The organism is Parabacteroides sp. AF14-59, from assembly GCF_003479515.1.
GTDB classification, from domain to species: domain Bacteria; phylum Bacteroidota; class Bacteroidia; order Bacteroidales; family Tannerellaceae; genus Parabacteroides; species Parabacteroides faecis.
In genome coordinates this window covers 42,883-61,027 of the sequence record NZ_QUHH01000015.1, presented here as the reverse complement: position 1 = coordinate 61,027, position 18,145 = coordinate 42,883, and the positions used below count along the sequence as shown (strand labels likewise).

At 46.1% G+C, this 18,145-nt stretch carries 12 protein-coding genes and 1 riboswitch; of the genes, 1 reads left to right on the top strand and 11 read right to left on the bottom strand.

Going from position 1 to position 18,145, the window contains the following annotated elements; genetic code table 11:
• Window positions 1-56: 56 nt before the first annotated feature.
• The 4 genes from DWW23_RS16255 to dinD form a co-directional block, all read right to left on the bottom strand.
• Window positions 57-1,424 (bottom strand): TolC family protein, encoded by a 1,368-nt coding sequence (locus DWW23_RS16255; protein ID WP_122354331.1) that lies wholly within the window; start codon window positions 1,422-1,424, stop codon window positions 57-59.
• Window positions 1,414-4,641 (bottom strand): efflux RND transporter permease subunit, encoded by a 3,228-nt coding sequence (locus DWW23_RS16250; protein WP_122354330.1) that lies wholly within the window; start codon window positions 4,639-4,641, stop codon window positions 1,414-1,416. The genes DWW23_RS16255 and DWW23_RS16250 overlap by 11 nt, the downstream gene beginning before the upstream one ends.
• A 15-nt stretch (window positions 4,642-4,656) precedes the next feature.
• On the bottom strand, window positions 4,657-5,772 hold the full coding sequence (locus DWW23_RS16245) for an efflux RND transporter periplasmic adaptor subunit (RefSeq protein ID WP_122354329.1): 1,116 nt from the start codon (window positions 5,770-5,772) through the stop codon (window positions 4,657-4,659).
• A gap of 215 nt (window positions 5,773-5,987) precedes the next feature.
• Window positions 5,988-6,686 (bottom strand): DNA damage-inducible protein D, encoded by a 699-nt coding sequence (gene dinD, locus DWW23_RS16240; RefSeq protein WP_370449286.1) that lies wholly within the window; start codon window positions 6,684-6,686, stop codon window positions 5,988-5,990.
• 62 nt (window positions 6,687-6,748) lie between these two features.
• Here dinD and DWW23_RS16235 point away from each other — a divergent pair, with 62 nt between their 5' ends.
• Complete coding sequence (locus DWW23_RS16235; RefSeq protein ID WP_183668312.1) at window positions 6,749-7,663, top strand: AraC family transcriptional regulator; 915 nt, start codon at window positions 6,749-6,751, stop codon at window positions 7,661-7,663.
• A gap of 6 nt (window positions 7,664-7,669) precedes the next feature.
• Here DWW23_RS16235 and DWW23_RS16230 read toward each other — a convergent pair whose 3' ends face one another.
• From DWW23_RS16230 to nrdG, 7 genes are all read right to left on the bottom strand, one after another.
• Complete coding sequence (locus DWW23_RS16230) at window positions 7,670-7,999, bottom strand: DUF2149 domain-containing protein (RefSeq protein WP_122354327.1); 330 nt, start codon at window positions 7,997-7,999, stop codon at window positions 7,670-7,672.
• The gene (locus DWW23_RS16225) at window positions 7,983-8,582 is read right to left on the bottom strand and encodes a MotA/TolQ/ExbB proton channel family protein (RefSeq protein WP_122354326.1); all 600 of its coding nucleotides are present in this window, start codon (window positions 8,580-8,582) and stop codon (window positions 7,983-7,985) included. The genes DWW23_RS16230 and DWW23_RS16225 overlap by 17 nt, the downstream gene beginning before the upstream one ends.
• Window positions 8,579-9,262, bottom strand: a complete 684-nt coding sequence (locus DWW23_RS16220; RefSeq protein WP_187576565.1) for a hypothetical protein — start codon at window positions 9,260-9,262, stop codon at window positions 8,579-8,581. Before DWW23_RS16220 ends, DWW23_RS16225 begins: the two co-directional genes overlap by 4 nt.
• Before the next feature lie 3 nt (window positions 9,263-9,265).
• Complete coding sequence (locus tag DWW23_RS16215; protein ID WP_122354325.1) at window positions 9,266-13,528, bottom strand: cobaltochelatase subunit CobN; 4,263 nt, start codon at window positions 13,526-13,528, stop codon at window positions 9,266-9,268.
• Window positions 13,529-13,619: 91 nt separating this feature from the next.
• Window positions 13,620-14,273: an HmuY family protein gene (locus tag DWW23_RS16210; RefSeq protein WP_158583204.1), complete on the bottom strand. Its 654-nt coding sequence runs from the start codon at window positions 14,271-14,273 to the stop codon at window positions 13,620-13,622.
• Window positions 14,274-14,309: 36 nt separating this feature from the next.
• The gene (locus DWW23_RS16205; protein ID WP_158583203.1) at window positions 14,310-16,538 is read right to left on the bottom strand and encodes a TonB-dependent receptor; all 2,229 of its coding nucleotides are present in this window, start codon (window positions 16,536-16,538) and stop codon (window positions 14,310-14,312) included.
• 76 nt (window positions 16,539-16,614) lie between these two features.
• Window positions 16,615-16,905: riboswitch (cobalamin riboswitch) on the bottom strand.
• A gap of 698 nt (window positions 16,906-17,603) precedes the next feature.
• Entirely contained in the window at window positions 17,604-18,107 is a 504-nt protein-coding gene (gene nrdG / locus DWW23_RS16200; protein WP_122354322.1) for an anaerobic ribonucleoside-triphosphate reductase activating protein, read from the bottom strand.
• Window positions 18,108-18,145: the final 38 nt, after the last annotated feature.

The window sequence follows — 18,145 nt, the reverse complement described above, 5'->3', positions numbered from 1 at the left end:
AGAAGGGGGATATCATCACGACATCCCCCTTTCTTTTCTGTGTCTATCTGTAATACTTATTCTTGTCCTCCGCCTAATGCGTGATAGAGGTTAATAACACCTTGTATCTCATCGAAACGGTCGGCTACCTGCGAGAGTTCCGCCTGCAACAGGCCTTGCTGGGCAGTCAGTACCTCCAGGTAAGTGGTGTTTCCGTGTTGCATCAGTAACCGGGTACTTTTTACGGCCTTTTGTAAAGCCGTAATCTGCTGGCCAGCCAGTTGGATGCGTCCGCGTGCCGTCTGCCATTGTGTTAAGGCGTTGTTTACTTCGCTTCCGGCATTCAATAGGCTCTGCTGGAAAGCCAGAGAGGCCTCTTCCTGTTGTGCCTTGGCTATTTTTAATTGGGCGATGTTGGCACCTTTGTTGAATAACGGTTGTGTCAGCGAGCCTATCGCCTGCAACAGCCAGCCGCCCGGGTTAGTGATGATCCCCGTTCCGTTGTTGGTCCATCCGGCAACACCGCTGAGGGTGATGTTCGGATAGAAAGCACTGCGTGCTCCATTCGTTGCATAGAATGCCTGTGCCAACGAATATTCTGCCTGCCGTACATCCGGACGGTTGCTTAACAGGGAGAGCGGAACGCCGACAGATAGTGTCTGGGGAAATTCCTGTCGATCCAGTTCTCCCCGTTCCATCCGGTGAGGCACTTCTCCGAGCAGGTTGGAGAGGCTGTTTTCCATCTCGTTGATCTGCTGGCGTAGGGTCAGGAGGGAGGCTTCCACACTCAGGCTGTTCGCTTCCGACTGGGAAACGGCGGCTTCATCTGCCAGACCTGCTTTTTTCAATGCACGCATCGCCTGTACGTTCTCTTTCCAAAGAGAGGCCGTCCGTTCACTGATGACAAGTTGTTTGTCGAGCAATAATAAAGTGTAATAGGAATTGGCTACAGTGGCTATTAGCTGTGTCCGGACGGCCTGTTTGTATGATTTAGTCTGTTCGAGAGCTGCCTGTGCACTTCTTTTTGCATTGGTGAGTTTCCCGAATATATCGATTTCCCAACTGGCAGCTACCGCCAACTGATAGCTTTTGGCGGCTTTCGAACCGTCGAAGCTACTGATCGTACCCTGCGGATTCAGGTTCAGTGCCGGAAGGTAAGCCAGACGCGAAGTCATCAGGGCTGCTTCGGCTTCCTGTACCCGCAAATGGGCGGTGCGCATGTCGGTGTTATTCTCCAGTCCTTTTTCGATCAACGTCTGCAATTGAGGGTCTGTGAAGAGTTCCCGCCAGTCGAGACTGCCGATGCTGGTCGTATCCGTAGCTATCGCCTCGTCCCTGAACAGGTTGTCGGGAACGGAGGTCTCCGGTTTGTAGGATGTATAGATGCCGCACCCACTCAGTAACGAGAGGGTGGCGACGGATAATAGAATGATATTATTTTTCATCTGCTTGATTTCCTTTCTTTTTACTTTCGAGATAGTCTTTCCGCTCGGCGGTTACTTCTACCACTTCTTCCTGGATCTGCCAGTCGTGAGTCGGCTCGAACTGTATCGGGCGTACTTTTTCCTGCAGATACTGGAATACGATGAACAGGGAAGGCACGACGAACAGCAGTGCCAGTGTTCCGATCAACATACCGCCTACGGCACCTGTACCCAATGAGCTGTTACCGTTTGCACCGACACCTGTCGCTACTACCAACGGAAGCAGACCGAAGATCATGGTCAACGCCGTCATCAGGATCGGACGCAGACGTACTTTGGCAGCAGACAGTGCGGCAGATGTCAGGCTCATACCGGCGGCACGCCGTTCGGCAGCATATTCAGTTAGCAGGATGGCTGTTTTGGCCAACAGACCGATCAACATGATCAAACCGGTTTGCAGATAAATGTTATTCTCCAGCCCCATGATCTTGGCGAACAGGAAGCTACCCATCAGACCGAACGGAACGGAAAGGATCACGGCAAACGGGATCAGGAAGCTTTCGTAAAGCGCACTCAGGATCAGGTAGATCATCAGGATACAGATGACGAAGATCACGGCTGTCGTATTGCTTTCCTGGTTCTCTTCGCGGGTGATACCGGCAAAGTCGTAACCATACCCTTTCGGCAGACTGGTTGCCGCTACTTCTTTTACGGCATTGATGGCATCACCGGAACTATATCCTGGTGCTGGCATTGCATTAACCCCGATCGAGTTGTACATATTGAAACGGCTCAGCGATTCGGCACCGTATACCTTTGTCAGGTTCACGAACTGGCTTAACGGAGCCATTTCGCCGTTTGCCATACGTACAAAAGTATTATCCAGTGAAGATTCATCCAGACGATAATCGGGGGAAGCCTGTATCATCACCTTATATACTTTCGAGAAACGGTTGAAGTTAGATACATATTGTCCTCCGTAATAACCTGACAAGGTGCTTAGTACGGCATCCGGTGTGATACCGGCACGCTTACATTTAGCTGCATCTACCGTCACTTCCCACTGCGGGTAGTTGATAGAGAAGGTTGAATAGGCGGCTGCAATTTCCGGACGTTCGCGCAAGGCCCCCAGGTATTGTTGTGTCGTATTGAAGAAATCAGTCAGATCGCCTCCCTTTTTATCCTGCATATACATTTCCAGCGCATTCCCCATACCGTAACCGGGGATCATACCTGGCGACATGGCGAAGATGTTTGCATCCTTGATATCGGCAGTCCGTCCGTACACCTGGTTGATAACCGATTGTACGTGGTCTTCCTTATCTGTACGTTCATCCCACGGTTTCAGTTTGATGATGAACATACCGAATGAGTTTCCTTGTCCGGAGATCAGTCCGTAACCGGATACTTTATTATAATCCTTGATCTGCGGCAGGTCTTTGATACGATTCTCGATATTGGTCATCACATCGTTGGTCGTAGCCAGTGAGTTACCGGCGGCCGTTGTTACGTTGACGAACAATACACCCTGGTCTTCATCCGGCACCAGACTGGTCTTCGTCGTTTTCATCAGGAAGAACAACAGGACAACCGAGCAAGCCAGCATCGACCACATCAGCCATTTGCGTTTGATAAAGAAGAGTACACCCTTCTTGTATTTGGCAATTAGAGCATCGAAAGCAGTATTGAACGCTTTACGGAAGCGGGAGGCAAAGTTATTCTTTTGCGTACCGTCTTCATTGATATACGGTTTCAGTATCAGTGCGCATAATGCCGGACTCAGAGTCAATGCATTGATCGCTGAGATACCTACGGCAACTGCCATTGTCAGACCGAACTGTGTATAGAATGTACCTGAAGTTCCGCTCATGAACGATACCGGAATAAACACGGCCATAAACACCAGTGAAGAAGAGATAATGGCGGCACTGATCCCGTTCATGGCATCCATACTTGCCATGTACGAAGATTTATACCCGACGTCGAACCGGGCCTGTACCGCCTCGACGACGACGATGGCATCATCGACCACCGTACCGATCACGAGAACGAGTGCAAACAAAGTAATCAGGTTGATACTGAATCCGGCAATCGACATGAATGCGAATGTACCGATCAGCGACACGATAATACCTACCAGCGGGATCAGGGTCGAACGGATATCCTGCAGGAAAATGTATACCACCAGGATAACCAGTAAGATCGCTTCGATCAATGTCTTTACCACCTCATGGATGGAGGCGAACAGGAAGTCGTTCGAGCTCATCATCTGTGTGATCTCAACTCCTTTCGGCAGGTCTTTACGTGCTTCGTCAAGGAAAGCGTCGATTTGCTGGTTTACCTCGGTCGCGTTGGAACCGGCTGTCTGGAATACCATACAGGAAACGCCGACATGACCGGTCAGTTCACCGATGTAAGAGTAGTTTTCACGTCCCAGCTCTATTTCTGCTATATCTTTCAGTTTCAGTACTTCACCGTCTTCGGTCGAACGGATCACGATATCCCCGAATTCTTCCGGCTGTATCAGGCGGCCTTTGTACTTCATCGTATATTGGTAGGTCTCCGTAGAGTTCTCACCGAATGCACCGGTTGCCGATTCTATATTCTGTTCGGCCAGTACGGCAGTCACATCCGAAGGAATCAGGTTATATTGAGCCATCACATCCGGTTTCATCCAGACACGCATACTGTAATCTCCTCCCATTACCATCAGTTCGCCGACACCTGAGATACGGAGGATTTCCGGCTTCAGGTTAATGCTCAGGTAGTTGGCAAGAAAGCCTTCGTCGTATGAATCGTCAGGACTGTAAATCGAGAAGATCTGCAACATACTGGTCTGACGCTTGGTAGTAGTGACTCCCACTTGAGTTACTTCTGCGGGTAACTGACCGGTGGCTTTGGACACACGGTTCTGTACGTTTACGGTTGCCATATCCGGATCGGTACCTTGTTTGAAGTAGACCATAATGGATACGGTTCCTGCATTGGTAGCCGTAGATGTCATGTAGGTCATGTCTTCTACACCGTTGATGGCCTCTTCCAGCGGGGCGATCACACTCTTTTGAAGGGTTTCCGCACTGGCACCGAAGTAAGTTGTACTCACCATAACGGTAGGCGGGGCAATATCGGGATATTGTTCGACGGGCAGACTGGTCAACCCGATGATACCCATAAATACTATCACGATAGAGATAACGGCTGATAGTACCGGGCGTTCTATAAAGGTTCTTAATTTCATATTCCGTTCTTCCTATTATTGTTTAACCTGGATCGGAGTTCCTTCGCGCAGCAAACCTACACCTTCGGCAACTATCACGTCACCGGCTTTCAGACCTTCGTTCACGATATATTCCTGGCCTCCGTTTACACGGGTGATATTGACCTGAGCCGATGTAGCTTTGCCATCTATGACTTTATAAACGTATACTTTATCCTGTATTTCGAATGTGGCTGTTTGCGGGATCACGATACTGCCCGATTTCTCTGTCGACAGGATAATGTTTCCGGAACTGCCGCTGTAAAGGATCTCTTCTTCGTTCGGGAATACGGCACGCAGGCTTACAGTACCTGTGTTGCGATCGATAACTCCACTGATCGTTTTGACTTTCCCTTTTGCCGGATAAACGGATTTATCATTCAGTTGCAATTCGACTTCCGGCATCATCTCCAAAGCTTTCTGTTTGGAACCGTATTGGCGGGTGAGAGTCAACAGTTGATTTTCCGTCAGGGAAAAGTAAACATACATATTCGAATTATCAGAGACAGTCGTCAGCGGTTTAGGCGAATTGGCGCTGACCAACGCTCCGACACGGTAGGGTAGTGTTCCGATAACTCCGTTGGACGGACTTTTTACCTCTGTGTATGAAAGGTTGTTGCGGGCACTCAGTTCCTGTGCTTTCATCTGCGATAACTGTGCTTTGGCACTTAACCATGAGTTTTCAGCAGTTTGCAGGTCGAAAGCCGATACTACATTTTGTGCATGCAGTTCTTTTTTACTGTCGAACGTCAGCTTTGCTGTGTTCAGCGTAGCTTGTGCAGTTTCCACATTGGCAATTGCTGTTTGCAGAGCTGCCTGATAAGGAACCTGGTCAATGATGAACAACAACTGTCCTTTTCTGACAGCTTGTCCTTCTTCCACACATAACTGTGTGATAAATCCTGAGACCTGAGGATAGATGTCGATATCCTGTCGTCCGCGTATCGTGGCGGAATAAAGACTGCTCAGGGTTTTGTCGGTTGTCGACACTTTCAGCACTTTGTACTCACTGTTAACCATTGTTGCCGGTTGCTCTTTACATGAGCTTGCGATAAGGCAAAGAAGCCCTACCCCGACGCCATTGAGGCATCGGGCCATAAAATTTTTCTTCATATTCTGCTATTATTCAATTATAACCCCGGCAGTAGGATTGTTCCAAAATCAAAACATTAACACGGTAATGTCAGAGTGATGTAAGTTTGCTACTCATTGATATATACTGCCTTAACTAATAACCGGTGCAAATATCCGACTTTTTGAGATAATAGCTGTGGTTGAAAAATGAATATATTTGTTCCAAAATTGAACAGGGACAAGTAAGTGGCCTACTACTTTTTCTTCTTGGGATCGTTCAGCTTTTTAGCATCTTTTTTCAGTCGTTTCTCTACCTTTTTTATATCTTCTCCAGCAGGAAATTGTTCGGGAAATATGCCTCTGCTGACCAACATGTCTCTTACGGCCAGGTTGTTATCCACATGCTCGTTTTCGATGGAGGTTTGTCCGTATAAATCGTTTTGCTGCACATTGACAGAGGTCATTTCTGCGGCAAAATCCTTGGCTTTTATACTGATTGTCGGTAGAAAATCAGCCAAAGGGCGGCTGTCGGGTACTCCTAATTTGCGTTTGAGTAGTTTGGTATCGATACGAAATAGTGCTTTATCACCTTTAGAACGTATGGTGGCAAAGCCTTTGCTGTCTATGCCTCGCTCATATAAAACGCCGGAAAGTAGCTTTTCTGTTTCGGCTAGTTTAGTGCGTGCAGTTACGCGTTCGTAATCTAAAAAACGTTGTTCTACAAGCTCTGCTCGTCTTGTTTGTACGGCGAAGTAGTTTTGTGCAAAAGCTATTTCTGGCTTACGGGGATCACCATTTTGTGCAATTAAGTAGCATGCATAACGTGTTAGGAGGATGTTATCTACCTCTCTTTCAGCACCTTTGGCAAGCTCGATCATTTTGCTGACGTCAGCAAAATGATCTTTTATAGTTTCGGTCGGACCATTTTGCGCACGCCTGCAAAATGGTTGTATAAAACCAACCCGGAGTCGCTTTCGGATATATTTTCTATCTTTGCTGCCTTATGAAAATAGATATGGAAGAATCCTTTTTGCGGCTAAGTATTGCGGACTTGCTTCGTTTTAAAATGAATCTGAAGTCCTATCAGGATAAATTGGTTATTGTGAGAATGGATGGTAACAATCACAGGAATCCAGGATTCAAAGAAGATGTTTCTATTCGCCTGGATGCCTTTTCCATCTTTCTGGTTCGGCAAGGAGACATAGAGATTACTATAGATGATTTTACCTATCATTTATCTGATAATCTGTTGTTGAATATAATGGATATGCACTCGGTAAAGAATTTTCGTTTTTCTTCCGATTTCAGGGGCTACCATCTGATCATCGAACGCAATCTGTTTTCCGAGATTATGTTGAACAGCCGACGTATGCCTGCTGCTTATATCGCTTCCCTGCATACTCGTCCTATCCAACATCTGGACGAAGAGGAAGGGCTTTTGCTGGAGAATTGCCTCTGCCGTATCGAGCGGAATATTGACCGTACGGAACATGCGTGGCAACGCGATATTATCCTGAACGAACTACGCGGCTTTTTATTGGAGATGAACAACATTGTCTATCAGGCAAACCGTCATAAAGTGAATCCGAATCCACCGGCAAAAGATGTATTGCTTTTCCTGTTTATCCAGTTACTGAACAAACATTGCCGGACAGAACATTCCGTTTCTTTCTATGCGGGCGAATTGTGCATTACCCCCGAGTACCTGTCGCGTATAATGAAAAGTTTCAGTGGAAGAACTGTCAACCAATGGATTAGTGAAGCGTTGATGCGCGAAGCCGAGATTCTTTTGCGGAATCCGGATTTATCCATTCAACAGATCGCCGACATGCTGAATTTTTCCGATCAATCATCCTTTGGGAAATTCTTTAAAAAGCACAGAGGAGTTTCACCGGTTGCTTTTAAACGGCAGTATACCGAGGAGAAATAACTATTCTTACTCCGGGACGTAGATGATCTCCCCGTTTTCCAACTCGTAGGCAATCCCGACTTTACGTCCTTTCTTCCCTTCCGATTCCTGGTTTTCGGAAGGTGTATACCGCTGGATTGTTTCTCCTTTTTTTGTGATGATCTCCATATTTTCCTTCCCGGGATTTTTTACCAGAGAAAAGTCTTCCTTAGAGAAAAGCTCGGTCATATTGAAGCGAGTTACAAGTGCCACCATCAATGCGACAGCGAAAACCATTGCCACATCAAACAGATTGGCAACCACTCCCATCGGATCGGAATCCCCGTCTGAATGAAGCAACTTATTTCGCTGTCCCATGGTGCAGGTTTTTATAGATATATTCCAGATCATTGATGTCGCGTGCATACCAACGTTGCTTGACTTGCAAAGTGACGACCCCTATTGCGGCGATTACCATACCCACTACCGTCGTAGCGAATGCTACCTGCATATTATACGCCATTGAAGCAATATCACCCGTTGAAAGACCTACCAGTGCCGGCCCCATCGGGATCAATGTCCCCATCAGACCCAGCATCGGTCCCAGTTTAATAAAATTGCGCGAGCGTCCCAATTCCTTTTCTGCTTCCACTTCATAATTAGCCAGCAATCGTTCGCAATAAGCAGTATTCTCTTTGTGGCTGTATAGCTTCTGCATGCAGCGTAATAAAAGAATGTTTTTATTTTCAGGCAGTTTCTTGTAAAGTTCATCTGCATTGGCAGGTGTCATTTCCTCGAGCATATCGTTTATCTGTTGCTGCAGGCGCGTCTTTTGCCAGAACTCCCCGAAGAAACCGCCCGCCATCAGGATGGCTCGCAGGAAGAAAAGTAATAACAGTACGACTACCGGTATCAGTAGTCCGTTGGATATCCAGAATAAAGCATTTGAAATAGATGTCATATCCGTGTTTTTTTAATCATTTTCCATATAAATCCGATCAGTGCCCCTGCAACAAATATACCCAGTGTGACGAGGGTAGCATATATGTTGACGTTGGAGACACTCTCATAACTCGTTTTCCCGTTCTCCGTGGCAATGATCCCCGTCAGAATAATGAACAGGTTCGTGACGAACAACAGTTCCAGGCGGAGACTGCGATCCACCAGGTACTTTTTGAGGAACCATCCGGCACCAACCACTCCGATGCCGCTGATTGCCGCAAAGCTCCATGCCATTCTGTGGAAACTTATCCCAGGGAAAGCAAAGATCGTTTGCGTAAGTGTATAGGCCAGTACCAACGTGATCAGTAATCCCGGATAGTATTTCAGTATCCGTGTCAGGTTGCGTTTGAAGAAAGTATCATGCCGCCGGAAACCAGCAAAACAATCGAAGCAAAAAGCGATCATGACCGTCGATTCAATTGTGATCATGACGGCAGCATCCTGCATACGTGCCGGCGAAGCAAGGAAATCCGCAATCTGCGTTTTCGACTGTTCCGTAGCCCAGGGCCAGATTGCCAGGATAAAGAGACTGCATGCCACACCAGCCGCCAGTATACCGTAGAAAGATTCATAAAACCCGATCTTCAACAGAAAATTGAGAGCGATGAATCCGAGTAATATGCCTACTACATACTCCATTCTTTATTTTTTTCTCCGTTTCAGGACAAATACCAGCAGGAAGAACAGTGTAACGACAGAAACACCGATCAATATTCCATCCAACGTCTGGCTTTCTTTTTGCGGAACCTGATTCAACTGATCCTTTTTCAATACCACCTGCTGTCCCGTTTCCACCAGTGCTTCTTTTATTTCTGTGATATTCTGCCGGTACTCGCGTGCCTGTTGGTCAGGAATCCGGGATGCGATAAATTCTTTTAACTTGTCATTGTCGCAAACGAATCCGGTGCAGGCCGGTTTGAACTCTTTCACCAGGCTCGTATGCAACTCGGCTATCTGCTGTAACTGTTCGTCCGTAGCCTTCCAGTAGCCTTTACGGGCTGTTTCCAGCATGACGGCAGTCATCTCCTGCAGAGCGGCCGGGCTTGCGTTCTTAAAGAACTTATGAATGCCCAATTGTTGTTCGTCGAGTATGTACATTTTATACAGGTCGTCCCAAAGTTCATGGTCGATGGTAGAAGGTTTCATTACATTCCACCCGTACGTATTACGGAATGTTTTTGAAAAATTCTCGGCAGTCGTTTCTCCCCCCTTCATCTTTTCCTTGATATATTCCGGATTGAGCAGGGTGGTACGGCTTTCTACTCCGATCGCTTCCCGCAGGTTTTGCATGCGCACGTTATGGCGGTTACGATAGTCGGACAGGTAAGCTTCCGGATCTTTTCCGGTGACATTTCGGACGGATAGGTTTAAACCACCCATAAATTCATACATGTGATCGAGGCTAAGTGCTCCCCATGTATTACTTTGGCGGGGCTGCATTACGATATCGGTATGTTGCAGGGCGACTTCGAACAGGTCTTTTACTACTGCTCCCCATTTATCCGGGTCACCGTAGATAGCTCCCATATTATTCAGATATGTGTCTGCAATCTGTGATTCTTCTTCCCAGGCATCCCCTTTTTCTACCAGACCGGTGATGCCGGTACCGTAGCCGCCGTTCACGGCCCCGAAGATACGCATGGTGGAGAGTTCTCGTGCTTCTCTGGGTGATATTCCTTTTTCTACCAGCAGTTTTTCCGATTCGACGGCACCTTCCGCCACATAATTTCCGTATGAGTCGCCTTCCGATCCGGCGGCCATACCAACCGCTTTGCTCAACATGGCCAGGCGGGAGGCGGCGAGGTCGCGGAGTTGTCCGGATGTCTGTACAACGATGTCGATACGCGGGCGCTTTAACTCTTCGGATGGGATCAACCGGATGTCGGTGACACGGCCCATGCCGTCACGTACCGGCTCGACTCCGAGCATGTAAAGGGCTTGGGCGAAAGTCGCGCCCTCGGTTTCTATAAATTCACCGGCCCAGAAAGTATAGCTGACCTTACGCGGCCAGTCCTCATGTTTCTTGAAATAAGTTTTCAGTGTCGTTTCTGCCAATAGCTTGCCATTATCCCAGGCACGTGTGCTCGGCGTCGCTTCGGCATTGATGGAAAACATATTCCGTCCGGTTGGCAGCGTATTGGGGGAAAGAATTACATCGCCGCCGGGACTGGGAGCAATATATCCGCCGTCCAGTGCATGCAGTATGCTCTGTAGTTCCGATTCGGGAGACGCTTCGAGCAATTGTTTGTAGTTGATTACATTTTTCAATGTACGTTCAATTTCCAATACGGCAAAAGAAAAGTCTTTTTCCTCTTGGGGTACTTCCGGCAAGACTGCCTGTTTTCCCTCTTTTTTTGCTTTCTTGCGTGCTTCGATCCGTTTCTTTACCCAATCCGGCATTTTACCTACTTTCGGCATTCCGGCAGGCATTTTCATCCCTCCGTTATCATCGGAATTATCTTTTCCAGAACTACCGTTATCTTCTCCTGCCGCCATTGCCATCATTTCGCTCATGGATAGCTGACGGGGATTGACTGCCATATCCGTGGCGCGTGCTTTCATCAGGTCGGCACGGCTCAGACCCGCAAACTCCAACATCAGCCGGTCCGGGTTTTGTTCGCGGGAGGCAAGCAGTTGTTTTAATCTGGCCTTGACCGGAGCCAGATAATGACGGGAGATATAAGTATTGTTCTCCAATTGTTTCCGGGTGATTTTATTATTCAATGCGTCTAAACGTGCAAGGCTGTATGCGAGCGGATCGGCCGACATGGCGATGACTGTCGATTCGATATCTTCCTTGCCGTATGGCTGTCCGAGCGTATAAAGGCGTCCGGTCATTTTTTCGTTGGAGATCTCTTCTGCGAAGTTTTCAATTCGCTCGATCTCTTCCGCTGTATAAGGTTTACCTGCTATGCTATCAAGTTGCAGGTCCCTTTGCAGTCCGAGTTTCAGAACGGCAGCTTTTATCCGTAATCCTATTTCCGGTTGTTTGTTTTCAGGGGCCTGGTACCAATCATCGATATCTTTGAACAAGCCGGAGAAACGATCCCGTGTGCGGCTTTCCATGAAAGGAGGTGTTAAGTGGGATAACATGGCGGCATGCGTGCGGCGTTTGGCGATGATCGCTTCGCCCACATTGGCAATACTGTAATAATAGAAATGGGGGAGGCTGCCTATCAGGCAATCCGGCCAATCCCTGTTGGATAATCCGGCTTGTTTACCCGGGGTGAATTCCAGGCTGCCGTGCGTGCCGAAATGGATGAGGGCATCGGTCTTGAATTCATTCTGAACCCATAGATAAGGGGCGAGATAGGCATGTGGCGGGGCAACGCTGGCTCCGTGTACGATATGGAACTCATCGTTACCTTCAGCGGCATGCGGTTGAGGGAACAGGACTACATTTCCGAATTGCAGGCGGGCAATGGCCAGTGATTCTTCTCCGTCATGCGTTGCACTCAGATAGTCTCCCGGGGCTTCCCCGTATTTGTCGACTACTTCCTTGTATTTTTCCGGGACGAGCGTATGGGCGGCCCATTTTTCATAAGTGCTTTTGCTTACCCATAGCGGATTACCATTTTTCATGAAATCATCCTGTGCCCCTTTGGCATAGGCTCCGAGTACAGCCCCCTGTTTCTTCAATAGTTGGCTGAAACCTTCAAAAGTATCGGGCAGTCCGTTTACCGTATATCCTTCCTGTTTCAGTCGTTTCAGCAGTTCATAAAGGGAAGGGGCCACTTCCAGTCCGGCAGCGACGAGCGATGCCTGGCCAGCCGCTTTGAAGTAGCAGATAGCCACCCGTTTATCTTTGTTCGGTTTCTTGCGCAGTTGCAGATAGTTCTTTACGTTTTGGGTGAAATTGTCCAGGCGCTCACTTTCTGCATCGAACATAAAATAGCCGTTCTCGTGCTGGTTCTGCGTGGAGATTACCAGCGGATCGATACCTCCGTCTATTTCCGGGAGTACGATACGGGCTGTCAGGTAACCGCCGGTTACCCCTTTGTTCTTATCATCGCTCAGCCATTCATCGCGGCTTAACATGATAGAGAGCGGACAGAAAAGCGGAATATTGTTTTCTGTCAGCCATTGAACGGTTTTATCACCTCCCAATCGTCCCATCGGCAGATAAATGACGGCATCCGGATGAACACTTTCCATCAATTGCTGCCGTTTGGCGGCTGATGCGATCGGGTACACATTGAAACCGGCATCTGTCAGGCGGGTGATCAGACTGTCGATATAGCTTCGGTTGCCTTCCAAGGGGGAGGTCATACCTGAAACAAAGGCAATGCGAGGGGCATCTTCCTTGTATATTTTCTTTTCACGCAGGTGGTTGGTCAGTTCGTCGGCAGTCCGGTAGAATACGCCGTCTTCCAGGTGGAAGAAAATGTCGGATGGGATCAGTATCGGTTCGTCGGCTTTTGTTTGGAATAGTTTCCGGCTGTCGAAGGTGCTACGGATATAATGCAACATATTCCGGTAGTTCATACGGCTCCGGTTATTATAATAAATATCGAGTTGTTCCTGTTGCAGGCTGTCGACATTGTGATTGCTGATGGAGCCGGATGAAAAGACAAAGGTATATACAGCGGTTCCTTTTTTCCCGGCAGCATCGATATTTTCCGTCTGTTCTTCCGTCAGTCGCAAACCCGGACCGAACAGCAGGATCGCATCGTAGCCTTTGAGCGACGACGCATCTTCAGCCTTGACCTCTTTCACTTTTATCAAGCGGCTGTCGCTTGCCATTGCAATGTTGGAAACCTGGTAAGACGGAAAGTTTACCAATGCAATTTTAGTGGGGGATAACAGCAGGCTATAAAAAGCATACAAGCCGAGTACCAGCAAAAGTGCCAGCCCGGCTTTCCATCCCGCGGATTTGTGTTGACGGAGGAATTGAATAACAGACATATTATAAAAAAATAAGCAAAGGGAAGGGAGACTGGAAAGAGTGAATGTGTGTCTGATGTATCTCCCTTCCTTCGCATTGATTAACTAATTGTTATTTAAACGGATATACGTAGTCAAAAGTGATATGTCCGGATTTATTGTCATCGCTTTTGTATTTTTGCATGATTATTTTAGCATAATTCTTGCCATCGGCAGTCTTAATAATAAACACATTTTTGTTATAGTGCCATTGCATATCACCAGGTACAGGAGCGTTGAACCATGCCCAAACAGGCTGGTTTAAAACCTGAAAAGCTGTATTGACAGAACCTTTTTCAAATTTACCCATTACTGCTGTCATTATATCTGCTTCTGAATCAACAATAAATCCACTTGTAGGAACAACTGTTACTTTATCGAATACAGTTTCTTTAGAGTCTAAAGCACCACCTTGGCCTTGACCGGAAGTTCCACTGTTTGTGCGTATGTAGTAGCGCTGGAAAGCGATGTCCCAAGTTTGGTCTTTAGCTGCATTTGCTTTGTCAATCACTACACTGTCACCTTTCGCAAAAGAAAAGTAAACCCAGTCGTTAGCTGCTGTGCTATTGTTAATAAAAGAGAATGATTTAGCTTCTGCCGGGATTTCCGGTTCATCTTTATCATCATCGCCACAAGCCACAAAACCAGTAGAAAGTAAACACAATGCAACGAGTACCATGATCTGTTTCAGACCAAATACTGCAAAATTTAATTTGTTAGTTTTCATAAAATGATTAATAATTATAATGTTCATAAATCGCTATCAGAATTTAAAGATGACGGAACCGAATGCGCGACGTCCAGGATCGTATGTCGTATAGTTGACCGGATCGGTGTAGTTGAAGATATTCTGTACACCGGCTGTTAACAGCAAATTCATATATTTATGTTTCCAGATACTATACTGTACGGTCAGTTTCCACAGACTGTATGCGTCTTGCGGACTGTCTACCATTTGCTGGATCGTTTCTCCTGTTTCAGGATCGGTCACGGTCTTTTCGCGGAAGTTGATTTTCTTTGATGTCCATCGTCCGGCAACGGATACCGAGGCTTCCCGTTTGAATACATCGAACAGGAACATCGCGTTACAACTCAGTGAGTGCTTAGTGTTCCCGGTCAGCTGCAAGCCCGTTGCCTTATCCTGTGCATCCGTAAAGTCGTAAGTACCTTGCAGATTCACCCATCGGAACGGTTTATAAGTGACAGAGATTTCCGCACCACGGATGCGGGCGTTATCCACATTTCTGTATCGTAACTGGGCTTCTTCACCTCCGTTGGGTAATTCTACGATAACGTTATACGACTGTATTTTGTCTTTGATATCGTTCTGATAGATTTCCCCACTGATATTCAGTTTGTTGAAAGTATATTCTGCAGAGAAAGAGTAATAATTTGAATGTTCGGCTTTCAGGTCCGGATTACCGATATTGTGGGAAACGGAACCCATCTGAAAGTCGGAAAATAGTTCAGTTGCATCGGGCGCTTTAAAACCTTTGCTATATCCGGCGCGTAGACGAAGATTACCGGGTGAATACATGACGTTGACTTTGGGGGTGTAAGCATTTCCGAATACAGAGTGATGTGTATAACGGAAACCACCGATAATATCGAGTTGGGGAATGATTTTCCAGTCCAGCTGTACGAATCCGTTGATATCGTTTACTTTTCGGGTTTTCATCTTTTCTCCGTATTGCATGATATTATAATCCTTGTTCCAGTTGAATTCAACTCCGGCTATTCCTTGCAGATTATCGAGCGGGTTATAAATGTCAGTCAGACGTAGGGTTTGTACATTCGAACTAGCGTTCTTTCCAACCGAATCCAGTTTTTCAAAGACCGTTCGCCGGATGTAAAAGTCGCCATAATAGATGGCTTTCAACATGTTCTTTTCTCCCAGTTTTTGTTCGAGTCCGGCGCGAAATGTTTTGTTGAAACTCTTATAATGTGTCACTTCGTTGCTTAGCTTCGGATTCTTCTCTTCGTTAAGGAAGAAATCGGCTGCTGCATTCAGTTTGGTGTCGTTATGTTCCCAACCCAGTTTCTCGGATATGGTCATATTGGCGGATGGGTTCTGGGTATAGTTTGACGGTGTCTCGGGTGTCAGGTCGTAACCGTCTGTCGAGTTACGGTTGAATAATGTTTGCGAAGTGAAATTTTTATATTTTGTTCCGAAAGCGGCATCCATCAATAGTTCATTGTAGCGTGAATAGCGTACTTTGGCCCATCCTTCGGCCGGACGTTCGGGAGTCTTTGTTATGATGTTGATAATCATGCCGATTGCACTTGATCCATACAAGGCCGAAGCAGCTCCTTTGACAACTTCTATCTGTTTGATATTGGAAGTACTCAAGCGTTCAAAGTCGATCGGACCACCTGGGGTGGTAGATAGGCGTTCACCATCGACCAAAATCAGGATATATTTGTTTTCCAATCCCTGGATACGGATATTGTCCCCTCGCGGATCGCTGTTGAATTGCAATCCCGGAATGGAAAACTCCAGTGCATCCATAATATTTTCAAAGTCATTTCGCTGTAGTTGAGATGCCGGGATTAGTTTAGTCAGTACCGGGGAGTTTTTGATGAGTTTCTCTGTCCGTGTTCCGGTTACAACCACCTCATTCAGATCGAATATCCCGGCATTCATCTGGATATCCATTTCTTTTTGCGCTCCGTTGGCATTGAACTTGATGGTTTGTTCCATGTAGCCGGTCGAACGGACCAGCAGGTTGTAACTTTTACCTTCGATCAATTCTATGCGGAAACGGCCGCCTGCGTCGCAGGCAGTACCGATTAATGTTCCCGGAACATTAATCGTAGCCATAGGTATACCTTCTCCTGTTTCGGAATCGATAATTCTACCGGTTAATACACAAATTCCGGTTTGTACCTGTTCTTTTTCCGGTGTATTGACAGTCTGACTCTCTGCAAAGCTGGTTGCAGGTGTAAACACGCACACCGAAAGTAAAGACATAGCAATACCTTTCAGTCTCATATAAGTAAGCATATAAAATGGAAGAATTTTGTATAGAAATTCTGCCTTGTTAATCTTCTGCCCTTTATCCCGAGAGCATAAATATAATTGATCAGGCAGGTTTTCTGACTTTCCCGGCTTTGCAAGGCCTTCCCGACGGTATAGTTGATAGTTGACATGTGATAGTTGACAGATAAAATGCGGACAGAAAAACTGTCAATTGTCAACTTTCCACTGTCAACTGAATCGTCAGTGGCATGGAGTTGCAAGCATTTCCGGCAAGTGCCGGAACGGGATTACAGCAACGGGCATTGTTCCGGATTTGCACCGGATTCCCTCTCATCACCAGCAGAATGCTTCGTGATTCACCTTAATCCGATGCAAAAGTAGTAAAGTATTTTTGAATATAAATGCTATTTATTTATTAAAAAATCTTTTTGGTATTGTTTTGAAGTACAGGATAACCGTTCTAGAATATTGTTTGCATGCAGGATGATTTGATCCAAGAATGTCAAAATGTTATTTTAGTAGATGTATGGAACGATTGTGCCGGAAAGGTGATGGGATGGATGAGTTTTATAGGATTCTCAGAAGGTTTTAGTTTGTCAAAGAGAATGGGGTATTGCGGAATATGATATCGCGTAGATAATATTTACTGGATTATTGTGTCTGTTTGTTTCTTGAAATAGATATTCCTGTTGTTTGTGCTATTTCATCTCTTGCCTGCTTTTTAGGTGTTCTGGAAGTGATAAACTGCTAAAAAACATCTAAATCAAGCCTGAAAAGGTATCGACTCCTCTTTTGTATAACTTATTTTAACGCTTTTTTCGTCTTAAATGGATCGTCACTTCATTTAAAACAAAAAAAATTCGTTTTAAACGAAGTGGCAATTTCTTTAAAATAAGTTTTAGGAAATGATTTGCGGAGATATATGTTAATTATTGTAACTTAAAATCTCTTGGAAGTGTTATTTAGGAAAGCACTGCTGTTATTCATTTTATTAAATATAAAACATATTAATATTAGAAAGATGGATTTTGAATCATTTTGTTATAATCTGTTTTCTGTAAATAGAATAACCTATCGCTAAATGATAAATGGATTGTAATTATAGAAAACTACTTTTTTCTCTTTCAGCGATTTCTTTACATCGATCAATCTCTGGTTGCTGCTGCCACGGAACAAAAGACTTTCGTCGTGCAGAGATTGTTTGAATTTTCCGTCTACCAATACGTCGATATATTGAAGCAGTTCGGCCTGTTTGGGGTTTTGTAATAATCTCTCAAATTGATAACCCGTATAGCACCAGATATTTTTCCGGCTCTTTTCTTTGATGGCACGTGCCAGCTTGGTAAAGCCTTCCGGTTGAAACATCGGATCGCCACCGCTGAAAGTAACGTCGGCGAAGTCGTCTGCCAGGACTTTTTCCAAAATCTCTTCCGTCGGGGTTGGCTTGCCTTTCTTTATATCCCATGATTCCGGATTGTGGCAGCCCGGGCATTGGTTCGGGCATCCGGCAGCGTAGATAGCAGTCCGGAATCCCGGACCGTCTACAGTTGTATCCTCTATTATGTCAATAATCGATAACATCGTATTTTTATTATTTACAAGAAAATATTGTTTCGGTC